Here is an 11,507-nt window from a genome sequence, read left to right as displayed (position 1 = left end):
GACTCGGGTGCGTCGGTTCATCGTTGTCCACAGGTCCTGTGGACAGGTCCGTGGACAATGCGTTGAGTTTTCAAAAAAAGCGAAACGAAACAACGGGGTTAGGTGGGGTGCCCGCGGTGCGGGCAAGCTGTTTTGCTGCGCGGCTTCCCGTTGACGCGCTTGACGGCGCTCGCTGGCGCGAACGGGCCGATGCAAATGCCGGGGAAGCCTGTTCGCGGGGTATTTTACTGATTTCGACCACGGCGGCAATTCACGATGCGCAAGATTGGCCGTCTGGACAAGACGCGGCGGGCGCGATGAAGGCAGATGCGGCTCGCCGTGCCGTGGATGCCGCGGCCGCTCGCCTGCCGTCGCTTTTTCTCGTTGTAGCGCTTTTTATGGTTCTCTATCGCGTCGTCGCGCGGGTCTGCCCGCCACACCCGCGCCACGCCGTCACGCTTTATTTACCGCTTATTTGCTGCTTATTTGCCGCTCATTTGCGCCGGTTTTCCAGTTCGTCCCAACGCTCGAGCGCAATCAGCAGTTCTTCGTCGATTGCCGCATAGCGCTCGGTCAGGCGCGTGCCTTCCTGCGCGTCCCTCGCGAATACCGAACCGTCTTCGAGTTGCGCGCCGATGGTTTTCTGCTCGGCTTCGAGCGCGGCGATCCGCTCTGGCAACGCCTCCAGTTCGCGTTGCTCCTTGAACGACAGCTTCACGGCGCGCTGCGTGTTGCGGCCCGCCGCGCTTTCCTTGGCCGCCGCGTTGCTGGCTGCGTCTTTGGCTGCATCCTTGCTGGCCTCTTTCTGCGCTTCGAGCGCCAACTGCTCGGAACGGTCGCGCTGGATCTGCCAGTCCGTAAAACCGCCAACGTACTCGCGCCACTTGCCGCCGCCTTCCGACGCGATCACCGAGGTCACGACGTTGTCGAGAAACGCGCGGTCGTGGCTGACCAGCAGCACGGTGCCGTCGTATTCGATCAGCAGTTCTTCGAGCAGTTCGAGCGTGGGGATGTCGAGGTCGTTGGTCGGTTCGTCGAGTACCAGCACGTTGGCCGGCCGCGCGAACAGACGCGCCAGCAGCAGACGGTTGCGCTCGCCGCCCGACAGCGACTTGACCGGCGAACGCGCACGCTCCGGCGCGAACAGGAAGTCGCCGAGATAGCTCATCACGTGCTTCTTCTGGCCGTTGATTTCGACCCATTCGCTACCCGGGCTGATGGTGTCGGCGAGACTCTTCTCCAGATCGAGCTGCGCGCGCATCTGGTCGAAATACGCGACCTGCAGATTGGTGCCGACGCGCACCGTGCCTTCGTCCGGCGTCAGGTCGCCGAGGATCGTTTTGAGCAAGGTGGTCTTGCCCGCGCCGTTCGGACCGACGAAGCCGATCTTGTCGCCGCGCATCACCGTGTCCGTGAAACGGTCGATCACCGTGCGCGAGCCGTAGCGCTTGGTCACGTCAGTCAGTTCGGCGACGATCTTGCCGGACTTCTCGCCCTGGCCGACATCGAGCTTGACGTTGCCCTGCACGTTGCGGCGCTCGGCGCGCTCCTTGCGCATCTCCACGAGCCGCGCGATCCGGCCGACGCTGCGCGTGCGGCGTGCTTCGACGCCCTTGCGGATCCACACTTCTTCCTGCGCGAGCAGCTTGTCGGCCTTCTCGTTTTCGACGCGCTCGATTTCCAGCTGCTGCGCCTTGCGCGTCTGGTACGCCGAGAAATTGCCCGGATACGACAGCAGGCGCCCGCGATCCAGCTCGACGATGCGCGTCGCGACGCGGTCGAGAAACGCGCGGTCGTGAGTGATGAACAGCAGGCCCGCGCGCTGCGAGACCAGCAGTTCTTCGAGCCAGCGGATACCGTCGAAGTCGAGGTGGTTGGTCGGCTCGTCGAGCAGCAGCACGTCGGGCTGCACGACCAGCGCCCGCGCCAGCGCGACGCGCTTTTGCATGCCGCCCGACAGCGAGCCGACGCGCGCCTCGCCGTTCAGGCCGATCTGCTGCAGCGTGGTGGCCACGCGCGTGCTCCAGTTCCACGCGTCGGCCGCATCCAGCGACGATTGCAGCGTGTTCATGCGCGCCATCAGCGCGTCGTGCTGCGGGCCTTCGGGTTCGTCGGCGAGCTGGTGGGCGACCGCATCGTATTCATCGAGCAGCGCGCGGGCGTGCGTGAGACCGGCTGCAACGGCGTCGAACACCGTGTCGTCGGTATCGAACTCCGGTTCCTGCGGCACGTAGACCGTGGTGAGATTCTGCTGACGCGTGATGAGGCCGTCGTCGGGCCTCGCGAGCTCGGCGACGATCTTCAGCAGCGAGGACTTGCCCGCGCCATTGCGTCCGATCAGCCCAACGCGTTCGCCCGCTTCGAGTGAGAAATCCGCGTGATCGAGCAACGCGACGTGACCGAATGCCAGTTGGGCGTCGGAAATGGTGTAAAGCGACATGGAATGTTGGAGAAGACAGCGATGAGTCGGAACTGCTCATTGTACCGGGCGCGCAGCCGGGTGCCCGCATGCTGGAAGCGCCAGGGGGAATGGCCTGGCTGGCGCGGGGTGGATCGTGCGGGCGTGGGCTCCGTGGCGCTTTCGTGTCGGAACGGGATGCGAGCCGGCGCGAGCGGGGTGAAGGCCGCGTGCGGATCCACGTGCGTGCCGAGTCCGAGCGGACTTCGGGCCGCGCACGCGCCAGGACGGCCGCTGCGCCCGCCCGGCCCGTTTTCGCGCGGCAGCTTACTTCACGTGCACCGTGATGGTTTTGCTCATTTCCGGACCGTACGACCGATGCGCGCCGTCACCGAATTGCAGCGTCAGCGTGTGGTCGCCCGGCGGCAGCGTCAGATCGGTTTCGGTCTGGCCCTTGCCGAAGTGCAACGATTTGTCGTTGGTGGGAACCACCTCGCCCTTGGGCAGCGGCTTGCCGTCGATCAGCAGATGGTGATGCCCCGTGCCGTCAGTCATCGTGCCGGCCGGCGCGATGTTCATGCCGTCCACGGCGAACACGACGTGCACGGGATTGCTGACGGTCGCGCCGTCCTTCGGCTGCACGAAGGACACGCTCGCGGCTTGCGCCACACCCGCCACAGCCAGCAAGCCGGCCAACGCGACACCGTTCATCCACTTGTGTTTGAACATCGGTTGCTCCTTTCAGGAAACGAAGTGATGCGTGGGAATTCTGCGGTCGACGGCGGCTGCGCTGAGGTGGCGGTGCCGCCATTGCCTGAGACCGATCGTCGCAAGGCCAGCCAGACGCGCGCCGTGCCTGTCCAATTGCGCAGTTGCCGATCAAAGCATACACGCTGTGTGTGACGCGATCCGTCCAGTGGGCCTGGAGCTGTCTCAGACGCGTTGCGGCGGCGCCGCATCGGTGGTGCGCGGTCCGATTGACAAATTCCGGTAATATTGCGGGTCGCCGCATTGCCCCAAAAAGGGGCAGACAGAGCGGACCCTGTTGCATTGAACCTGAGAAGAGTACGCCGTGAGCGAAGTAATTGAAGTGACCGAATACAAAAGCTGGGTCTGTCTGATTTGCGGCTGGATCTACAACGAGGAAGAAGGCCTGCCCGAAGAAGGCATTGCGCCCGGTACGCGCTTCGCCGCGATTCCGGAAGACTGGCGCTGCCCGCTGTGCGATGTGGGCAAGGCGGAATTCGCGGTAGTGGAGTTCTGAGCCGGCCCGATCGAGGCGGCGGGGATGCCCGTCGATAACGAGCCTGATGCCATACACGGCCCAGCTGGCCATGCCGCTGGGCCGTTTGCGTGGGTGGCGGACTTCGCGGCCCTCCTCGCGCCCGGGCGGGTTTGATATACTTTGCGCTCGCCGGCGAATTTGGACTCGCCCGATCCGCGCGGACCTTGTCCGGCAGCAGGATTGCAGCGATCATTCCGGTTCGGTCCTCTCCCTGTAGTTCAATGGATAGAACAAGTGCCTCCTAAGCGCTAGATACAGGTTCGATTCCTGTCAGGGGGACCAACTAGCTTCCCAGCATCTGCCCCTGCTAAGCTAGCTTGACCTTGGGCCAGCCTACAAGCTACAGTTGTAAGTGCTAAATGGGTTGCGACTACGCGGCCGGCGCTAGGCTCCAGGGACTACCTTGGGGCCTTTCGCTTTTCTAGGGAAATATCTTCAAACCGTTCCCATTGACGACCGAATTCGGAGAGAAAAATTTCTCCGCGAGGACGTCGTAAGCACGATTCTGCTGATCTGGTCTCAGTATGTGAAGACCGATGGGACGAGCCATCAAATCCGAAATCTGCAGCCCCTCCGAGTTCGCCTTCTTGTCACAGATGACGATGTCGAACTGGTAAGGAACGCCACTGCGATTGTCCCCGTCGCACACCCGCCTGAATTCCAGCTCGAGGTCCTTGTCCTCCTTTGCGCCTCGCGCTTCGCAAACGACGTGAGTCAAATTTTCGTGCTGACCGTGCGCGCGAAGAAAATGACGCACTCTTTCAAGTCCGAACTTGATGCCGATGTGGTACGGGTTATAGGGGTTGCTGTATCGTTGCTTCAACTTTCGCTTGTCGATCACGACGGCGATGACGGTCATCTGCGTATCGATGATGATTTGTGTCAGGTCAGCCATGAATCTCTCGCGTGGCTCCTTGCTGAGCAGCGAAAAATCTCCGCGTTTGCGGCGAATGTCGATCTCGTGTAGCACGACACAATCATGGCCGAAGGTGTCAAATTTCAGCTTCTTGATTCGCGGTACTAACGTATCCCCGTAGTCCGCCTTTCGGATGACACAGAAGCACAATACAAACAGTGGATAATCCGCATCGATAGACGTCAGACTGTGATCCCCACTCTCGTCCACAAAGACGATATAGTCGCTATTCACTGCGCTGTTGCCCCCTTAACGCTTTTCCCGACAACCGGCGCGCTACATTGCTTGATCTCTGGGCGGCAGCGATGCTGCGACCCCGCGCCTGTCAGATGGCTGCCCGTTCGACACCCACTCGCCACACCACCCGTCCCGCTTCACCCAACCACCCCACCCTCTTCACGACGCCGCCACAACCAACGCGTTATCAGCGATAACGCATCACGACGGCCGTTTCGGAATATTCAGCCCTCTCGCCACCGCCGGACGCTCGACGAACGCCGCCAGCACGCGCGTCACGTTCGGAAAGTCGTGAATGCCGACGAGGTCGCCCGCTTCATAGAAGCCCGCGAGATTACGCACCCAGGGGAATGTCGCGATATCCGCAATCGAGTACGAGTCGCCGAGAATCCAGTCACGCCCTTCGAGCCGCTGGTTCAACACACCGAGTAGCCGCTTCGCTTCCGCAACGTAGCGATCGCGCGGACGTTTGTCTTCGTATTCCTTGCCGGCGAACTTGTGGAAAAAACCCACCTGGCCGAACATCGGGCCGATCCCGCCCATCTGGAACATCACCCACTGAATCGCTTCATAGCGGCCCGCGGCATCCTGCGGAATCAACTGAGCGCTCTTGTCCGCGAGATAAATCAGGATCGCGCCCGATTCGAACAGCGCCAGCGGTTTGCCATCCGGACCGTTCGGATCGAGGATCGCCGGAATCTTGTTGTTCGGATTGAGCGACCGAAACTCCGGCGTCATCTGATCGTCGGTGTCGAAGCGCACCAGGTGCGGCTCGTACGGCAGGCCGGTCTCTTCGAGCATAATCGAGATTTTCACGCCGTTCGGCGTCGGCAGCGAATACAGCTGAATCCGCTCAGGATGCTCGGCAGGCCATTTTTTCGTGATCGGAAAGGCGGATAAATCGGTCATGAGACAGTGTCACCCTTGTGCGAGAGTTGTTCGATGGGGAAGCGCATTTGCGCGTCGTGCATCCGGCCGCGTTCGCGAACCGGACCCGACGACCCGCATGCGGGACCGTCAAATATAGCCCGAGTCGGCGGAACGCGTGCGAGACCGCCTCGGCGGCGGCCTGACGCGCGAATGCGATCTGGCAACGGGCCCCGGCAGCCCGCCCTGACGATGCGGCCGTATCAGCCAATCCCTCGCGACAACCCATCGCACCCCGTCGCACTCACCACAAATCCTTGGTCGCCGTGCCGGCGCGCAGGTTATACCCTTCGCGCCACAACGCCGCGCCGACCGTCAGCAGCAACGTTTTCTGCTCGATGTCGAGTAGATCCCACGCGCTCGCGAGCCAGATGGCATAGCTCACGCAGGTGGGTTCGAGGTCGACCGGTACTTTGCCTTCCAGGTACTGCCGCTCGAACATCGAAAGTGCTTTTTCAGGTGTCATTGGCGCGACCTCCGTGTGGGATGCGCCAAGTCTAAAGGCGGCACACGGCGCGCGGAACGCCCGCGATGCCGATCGCGGGTTACTCCCAGGCGCGTACAGTCGGGTCGCCCCTCAGCGGCACCCAGGACGTGCGCGACGCGAAAACGCAAAAAAACGGAAAAGGCGCCGAAGCGCGCTTTTCCGTCGCGAGAAAGCCGTGAAGGCTCACTCATGAACCGGGTTACGGTGCGTTGCGCTTCGCCTTGTCCTTCGCGTCTTCCTTGGCGTCGCCATAAGCCTTCTGCACCTTGCCCGCGCCTTGTTGCAGGTCGCCCTTCATTTCCTTGGCCGGATTATTGGTGGCCTTGCCGACGGCTTCGTTGACCTTGCCCTTGACCTGTTCGACCACACCCTTCGCTTGGTCCTTGTTCATGTTCGGCTCCGTTATCTGAAATGCCGGCGCAACATTACGCCAGTATCCGAATACAGCAACGGGTGTACCCGAGCCTGTCGCGCAGACCGATGCAATCGTGATCGCCGCCAAAAAATATTTCAGATCAGGCCTAAAGTCCTGCGCCGCCCTGCCGTAAAGGAACCATGGAGGGGCTATGGATCAAATACCCAATACGCATTCGGGCTCAGCGCAGGCGACGCTGATCGATCGGGACATCGCGCATATTGCGCGCGTCATGCGGACGTCTTTACGCGGTGACCTGGCCGGCCCCATCTTGCCCCCCGCCTACTGGCGCAAGCGTCTGCACCAATTGCTCGACACCGGCAGTCTGTCCCACGCGCAACTGTGCACGGTCGACAGTCTTCTGCTGCAACTCGACCAGTACGAAGCCGAGCCACAGAAGGCATGGGACACCCTGGCTCCCGCTACTGCCGCACTGTTCCCGCCGCCTTTCGCGGATTCGAACCGCCAGCTCTGATACTTCCAGCTCTGAGGCTTGTTAGCCTCGCCCCCGCCGGCGATTGCGCGCCGGCCCGCCTGCCCGTCGACAAAAAGCGGCCGCGAACTGGTTCGCGGCCTCAACACACGTCGCGACGCGGGGTCTCGCGTCACGCCGTCAGCCTACCTGTGCGACCGTGACAGCCACGTTTCACCGCCGACGCGCCTCGTATGGTCGGAAATTTCCACCCATTCACGGCAAAAATCGCGAAAACGGGACGACCTTAGGTCATAATGTCCGCAAAAATTCCCTGCAAGGACGACTGTGACCCTCGCCGCACCGCTCAACCTGCTCCGGCAGGCGCGCGCCCGCTTTACTCAACGCGAAATCGCCGCGCATGTCGGCAAGGACATCAAAACGGTGCGCCGCTGGGAAAAAGGCGAAACACCGTGCCCTGCCATGCTGGAGCCGGCTTTGCGCGATCTGCTGCAGCAACCCGCGCGGACCACGAACGGCGCCGGCGGTGATACGCAGTTTCGCTTCATTGATCTCTTCGCCGGCATCGGCGGAATCCGGATGGGCTTCGAAGCGCATGGCGGCGAGTGCGTCTTCACCAGCGAGTGGAACGACTTTTCGACCCGCACCTATCGCGAGAACTACCCTGCGGGCGGCGAACACACGCTGATCGGCGACATCGTTTCCTTCCCCGTCGAAGACGTGCCGAGTCACGACGTGCTGCTCGGCGGCTTTCCTTGCCAGCCGTTTTCGATCGCCGGCGTCAGCAAGAAAAACGCGCTCGGTCGGCCGCACGGTTTCGAGTGCACCACCCAGGGCACGCTCTTTTTCGACGTCGCGCGGATCATCGCGGCGAAGCGCCCCGCCGCTTTCCTGCTGGAGAACGTGAAGAATCTGCTGTCGCACGACAAGGGCCGCACCTTCGACGTGATTTTGCAAACGCTGCGCGAGGAGCTCGGCTACGAGGTGCATTACCGCGTGATCGACGGCCAGCATTTCACGCCGCAGCATCGGGAGCGCATCATCATCGTCGGCTTTCGCGGCAGCACCGCGTTCTCGTGGGACGATCTGCAGTTGCCCGCACACGGCCCGCGGCTCGGCTCGATCCTGCATCGCACCGATGGCAGCGAACCGGTGCTGCCGTGGGACCACGACCGCTTCTTCGACCACACCACGCGGCGCGTGCAACCGAAGTACACGCTCACACCGAAACTCTGGACCTACCTGCAAGACTACGCAGCCAAGCACCGCGCGGCGGGCAATGGCTTCGGCTTCGGCATGGCTTATCCGGACAGCGTCACGCGCACACTGTCGGCGCGCTATCACAAGGACGGCTCCGAGATCCTGGTCTATCAGGGCGAAGCGCTACGCCCGCGCCGCCTGACGCCGCGCGAATGCGCGCGGCTGATGGGCTTTCCCGACACCTTCAGGATTCCAGTCAGTGACACGCAGGCCTACCGGCAATTCGGCAACAGCGTCGTCATGCCGGTGATGCGCGAAGTGGCGCGCATCATGCTGCCGCATGTGCAAACCCTGCTCGCCGAGGGACCCCGCCATGGTTAGAAGCAAGTCCTGTCGCTGTACGCGTGAACGGCCTGCCGCGACGCGCGTCCGGCGTTTCGACGACGGCTCGCCCAGGTCCTGACGATGGTCGATATCGTCGATAGCGCGACGCGCAGCCGGATGATGTCCGGCATCCGTGGCCGCAATACCAAACCGGAAATCCTGATCCGCAGCCTGCTGCATCGGCAGGGCTTTCGCTTCCGGCTGGATGTGCGCGATCTGCCCGGGCGCCCCGACATCGTGTTGCCGCGTTATCGCGCGGTGGTGCTGGTGCACGGCTGCTTCTGGCACGGTCACGACTGCCATCTTTTCAAATGGCCGCAAACCCGGCCGGAGTTCTGGCGCGACAAGATCGGCCGCAATCGCAGCAACGACGACAAGGTGCGCGCGGCATTGCTGGCCGGCGGTTGGCGCGTGGCCGTGGTGTGGGAATGCGCGTTGCGGGGCGGCAATCGCGATGTCGGGGGCGTGTTGCAGCGGCTCGTCGACTGGCTCAGGAGCGACGCACCGACCTTCGAGGAACGCGGTTGAAAGCCGCTTGCAGCCTGTCCGGTTCAAGCGAATCCCGCAGCCGCTGGTGATACACTCGACTGGCTAGTTCGGGGCGCTTGCGCTTGCCGCCATACCATGCAATGCCACGCCATGCCGTATGGCTCGCCGCGCAAGCGCACGTCACGACCATCCCAGAACCAATCAACAAGAGAGGCACATCATGGCTGATTTCCGTCTCTGGTCCGACGACTTTCCCACCAACGGCTTCATGCCGAAAGCCCACGAATATCACGACAAGGCATTCGGCGTGAACGGCGAGAACATCTCGCCCTCGTTGCAATGGGACGCGCCGCCTGCCGACACCCAGAGCTTCGCCCTCACTGTTCACGATCCCGACGCCCCGACCGGCAGCGGCTTCTGGCACTGGGTCGTGGTGAACATTCCGGCCGATGCCCGCTCGCTGCCGCGCAACGCCGGCAAGGCGGACGGCTCGCTGCTGCCGCAAGGCGCGCTGCAGGTGCGCAACGACTATGGCACGGTCGGCTTCGGCGGCGCCGCGCCGCCGCGCGGCGACCGCGCGCATCGCTATATCTTTCGCCTGCACGCGCTGAAGGTGCCGCATCTGCCGATCAGCCCGGACACCACCAACGCAGTGGCGCGCTTCATGACGCACCTGAACGAACTCGACTCGACCACCCACACGGGCCTCTACGAACTCAAATAACGCACCGGACGCCCGGCCGGCGCGTTTTCGCGGCGCCGCCGCCGGCGCTGCTCGAGACGGTCTTCCGACACCGGCGCGCCGCGCGTGGCTCGCCGCCCGAGCGGCGGGCCGTCCCACTATCAAACGAACCATCGATGCACGCACAATCCTCGCGCGAGGACGGCCAGATGCCGGCCGCCGCCGCTGACGCCGCTCCCGATACCCCACTCAGGCAGCGCACCAACCAGGGCCTGCCGATTCCGCAACGCTACTGGGCGATGCTGGTGATCGCACTCGCACTCACGCTTGCGGTGCTCGACAGCGCGATCGCCAACGTGGCGCTGCCGACCATCGCGCGCAACCTGCGCGCAAGCGCGGCCGGCTCGATCTGGATCGTCAACGCCTATCAGCTGGCAATCACGATTTCGCTGCTGCCGCTCGCGTCGCTCGGCGACCGCATCGGCTACCGGCGCATCTATCTGAGTGGCCTGATCCTGTTCACGCTGTCCTCGTTCGGGTGCGCGCTGTCCACCTCGCTGTCGACGCTCGCGCTCGCTCGCGTCGTGCAGGGCTTCGGCGCGGCGGGCATCATGAGCGTGAATACCGCGCTGGTGCGGATGATTTATCCGCCCAACCAGCTCGGGCGCGGCGTCGCGATCAACGCGATGGTGGTCGCGGTATCGTCGGCGGTCGGACCCACGGTGGCCTCCGGCGTGCTCGCGGTCGCGACGTGGCCGTGGCTGTTCGCGATCAACGTGCCGATCGGCATCGCGGCGATCATCGGCGCCTTCAAGGCGCTGCCGATGAACCCTGGCCACGAGTCGCCGTATGACTACCTGAGCGCGGTGATGAACGCGTTCGTGTTCGGCCTGCTGATTTTCGCCGTCGACGGCCTCGGCCACGGCGAGCGCTTTGGCTACGTCGCCATCGAAGTGATCGGCGCGGTGGTGATCGGCTATTTCTTCGTGCGCCGTCAATTGACGCAGTCCGCGCCGCTGCTGCCGATCGATCTGCTGAAAATCCCCGTGTTCGCGCTATCGATGGGCACCTCGGTCTGCTCGTTCTGTGCGCAGATGCTGGCCTTCGTGTCGCTGCCGTTTCTGCTGCAGGACAGCCTGGGGATGTCGCAGGTCGAAACCGGTCTGCTGATGACCCCGTGGCCCGCGATCATCATCATCGCGGCGCCGATCGCCGGCGTGCTGTCGGACAAGGTGTCGTCGGGCTGGCTGGGCGGCGCGGGACTCGCCGCGATGACGGTCGGACTATTGCTGCTCGCGGCGCTCGGCGCGCATGCGGAGCCGCTGCAGATCGCGTGGCGCATGGCGCTGTGCGGCGCGGGTTTCGGCATCTTCCAGTCGCCGAACAACCGCACCATCCTCTCCTCCGCGCCGGTTGCACGCAGCGGCGGCGCGAGCGGCATGCTGGGCACCGCGCGGCTGACCGGACAAACGCTCGGCGCGGCGCTGGTCGCGCTGATGTTCGGTATCGTGCCGGCTAACGGGCCGACCGTGGCGCTGTATCTGGCCGCGGGCTTTTCGGCGGTCGGCGCGGTGGTCAGTACGCTGCGTGTGATGCACCACGACACCGCGCGGCCGACCTGACACGGTCGACCGCGCGCATATGCAAAGGGCGCGCATCACGCGATGTGCGCCCT

The 11,507-nt window shown here is 63.6% G+C and carries 13 protein-coding genes and 1 tRNA gene; 8 read left to right on the top strand and 6 right to left on the bottom strand.

The window, feature by feature from the left end; all coding sequences use genetic code 11:
• Window positions 1-50: 50 nt before the first annotated feature.
• Window positions 51-545 carry a hypothetical protein gene (locus tag BN2475_RS33570; RefSeq protein WP_143325782.1) on the top strand — a complete coding sequence of 165 codons (495 nt, stop codon included), beginning with the start codon at window positions 51-53 and terminating at the stop codon, window positions 543-545.
• Here BN2475_RS33570 and BN2475_RS13265 read toward each other — a convergent pair.
• Together BN2475_RS13265 and BN2475_RS13260 are read right to left on the bottom strand one after the other, a co-directional pair.
• Window positions 473-2,419, bottom strand: a complete 1,947-nt coding sequence (locus BN2475_RS13265; protein WP_094779973.1) for an ATP-binding cassette domain-containing protein — start codon at window positions 2,417-2,419, stop codon at window positions 473-475. The two genes, BN2475_RS33570 and BN2475_RS13265, sit on opposite strands and share 73 nt — an antisense overlap.
• A gap of 285 nt (window positions 2,420-2,704) precedes the next feature.
• Window positions 2,705-3,106: a DUF4399 domain-containing protein gene (locus BN2475_RS13260; protein ID WP_094779972.1), complete on the bottom strand. Its 402-nt coding sequence runs from the start codon at window positions 3,104-3,106 to the stop codon at window positions 2,705-2,707.
• 343 nt (window positions 3,107-3,449) lie between these two features.
• Here BN2475_RS13260 and BN2475_RS13255 point away from each other — a divergent pair, with 343 nt between their 5' ends.
• Entirely contained in the window at window positions 3,450-3,641 is a 192-nt protein-coding gene (locus tag BN2475_RS13255; RefSeq protein ID WP_007175738.1) for a rubredoxin, read from the top strand.
• A gap of 228 nt (window positions 3,642-3,869) precedes the next feature.
• A tRNA-Arg gene (locus tag BN2475_RS13250) sits at window positions 3,870-3,944 on the top strand.
• Window positions 3,945-4,083: 139 nt separating this feature from the next.
• Here BN2475_RS13250 and BN2475_RS13245 read toward each other — a convergent pair.
• The 4 genes from BN2475_RS13245 to BN2475_RS13230 form a co-directional block, all read right to left on the bottom strand.
• Window positions 4,084-4,812, bottom strand: coding sequence for a DUF3800 domain-containing protein (locus tag BN2475_RS13245; protein ID WP_094779971.1), 729 nt, complete (start codon window positions 4,810-4,812; stop codon window positions 4,084-4,086).
• Window positions 4,813-5,016: 204 nt separating this feature from the next.
• Window positions 5,017-5,724: a glutathione S-transferase C-terminal domain-containing protein gene (locus BN2475_RS13240; protein WP_094779970.1), complete on the bottom strand. Its 708-nt coding sequence runs from the start codon at window positions 5,722-5,724 to the stop codon at window positions 5,017-5,019.
• Window positions 5,725-5,986: 262 nt separating this feature from the next.
• Window positions 5,987-6,208: a hypothetical protein gene (locus tag BN2475_RS13235; RefSeq protein ID WP_094779969.1), complete on the bottom strand. Its 222-nt coding sequence runs from the start codon at window positions 6,206-6,208 to the stop codon at window positions 5,987-5,989.
• 220 nt (window positions 6,209-6,428) lie between these two features.
• On the bottom strand, window positions 6,429-6,620 hold the full coding sequence (locus BN2475_RS13230; protein ID WP_094779968.1) for a CsbD family protein: 192 nt from the start codon (window positions 6,618-6,620) through the stop codon (window positions 6,429-6,431).
• A gap of 175 nt (window positions 6,621-6,795) precedes the next feature.
• On the opposite strand from BN2475_RS13230, the gene BN2475_RS13225 reads away from it, so the two are divergent.
• The 5 genes from BN2475_RS13225 (at window position 6,796) to BN2475_RS13205 (ending at window position 11,454) form a co-directional block, all read left to right on the top strand.
• Window positions 6,796-7,119 carry a hypothetical protein gene (locus tag BN2475_RS13225; RefSeq protein ID WP_094779967.1) on the top strand — a complete coding sequence of 108 codons (324 nt, stop codon included), beginning with the start codon at window positions 6,796-6,798 and terminating at the stop codon, window positions 7,117-7,119.
• 285 nt (window positions 7,120-7,404) lie between these two features.
• Window positions 7,405-8,658, top strand: coding sequence for a DNA (cytosine-5-)-methyltransferase (gene dcm, locus BN2475_RS13220; RefSeq protein WP_094779966.1), 1,254 nt, complete (start codon window positions 7,405-7,407; stop codon window positions 8,656-8,658).
• 84 nt (window positions 8,659-8,742) lie between these two features.
• A complete protein-coding gene (locus BN2475_RS13215) occupies window positions 8,743-9,189 on the top strand; it encodes a very short patch repair endonuclease (protein ID WP_094779965.1) in 447 nt (148 codons plus the stop codon).
• Window positions 9,190-9,370: 181 nt separating this feature from the next.
• Window positions 9,371-9,874 (top strand): YbhB/YbcL family Raf kinase inhibitor-like protein, encoded by a 504-nt coding sequence (locus tag BN2475_RS13210; RefSeq protein WP_094779964.1) that lies wholly within the window; start codon window positions 9,371-9,373, stop codon window positions 9,872-9,874.
• A gap of 134 nt (window positions 9,875-10,008) precedes the next feature.
• Window positions 10,009-11,454 carry an MFS transporter gene (locus BN2475_RS13205; protein ID WP_094779963.1) on the top strand — a complete coding sequence of 482 codons (1,446 nt, stop codon included), beginning with the start codon at window positions 10,009-10,011 and terminating at the stop codon, window positions 11,452-11,454.
• Window positions 11,455-11,507 lie beyond the last annotated feature (53 nt).

The sequence above is a fragment of the Paraburkholderia ribeironis genome (genome assembly GCF_900019265.1).
GTDB lineage: Bacteria > Pseudomonadota > Gammaproteobacteria > Burkholderiales > Burkholderiaceae > Paraburkholderia > Paraburkholderia ribeironis.
This window is presented reverse-complemented; position numbering and strand designations above follow the sequence as displayed.

Coding starts and splice junctions, on each gene's coding strand:
- BN2475_RS13265 (WP_094779973.1), bottom strand. CDS start 2,419: ATGTCGCTTTACACCATTTCCGACGCCCAACTGGCATTCGGTCACGTC.
- BN2475_RS13260 (WP_094779972.1), bottom strand. CDS start 3,106: ATGTTCAAACACAAGTGGATGAACGGTGTCGCGTTGGCCGGCTTGCTG.
- BN2475_RS13240 (WP_094779970.1), bottom strand. CDS start 5,724: ATGACCGATTTATCCGCCTTTCCGATCACGAAAAAATGGCCTGCCGAG.
- BN2475_RS13235 (WP_094779969.1), bottom strand. CDS start 6,208: ATGACACCTGAAAAAGCACTTTCGATGTTCGAGCGGCAGTACCTGGAA.
- BN2475_RS13230 (WP_094779968.1), bottom strand. CDS start 6,620: ATGAACAAGGACCAAGCGAAGGGTGTGGTCGAACAGGTCAAGGGCAAG.
- BN2475_RS13225 (WP_094779967.1), top strand. CDS start 6,796: ATGGATCAAATACCCAATACGCATTCGGGCTCAGCGCAGGCGACGCTG.
- BN2475_RS13215 (WP_094779965.1), top strand. CDS start 8,743: ATGGTCGATATCGTCGATAGCGCGACGCGCAGCCGGATGATGTCCGGC.
- BN2475_RS13210 (WP_094779964.1), top strand. CDS start 9,371: ATGGCTGATTTCCGTCTCTGGTCCGACGACTTTCCCACCAACGGCTTC.
- BN2475_RS13205 (WP_094779963.1), top strand. CDS start 10,009: ATGCACGCACAATCCTCGCGCGAGGACGGCCAGATGCCGGCCGCCGCC.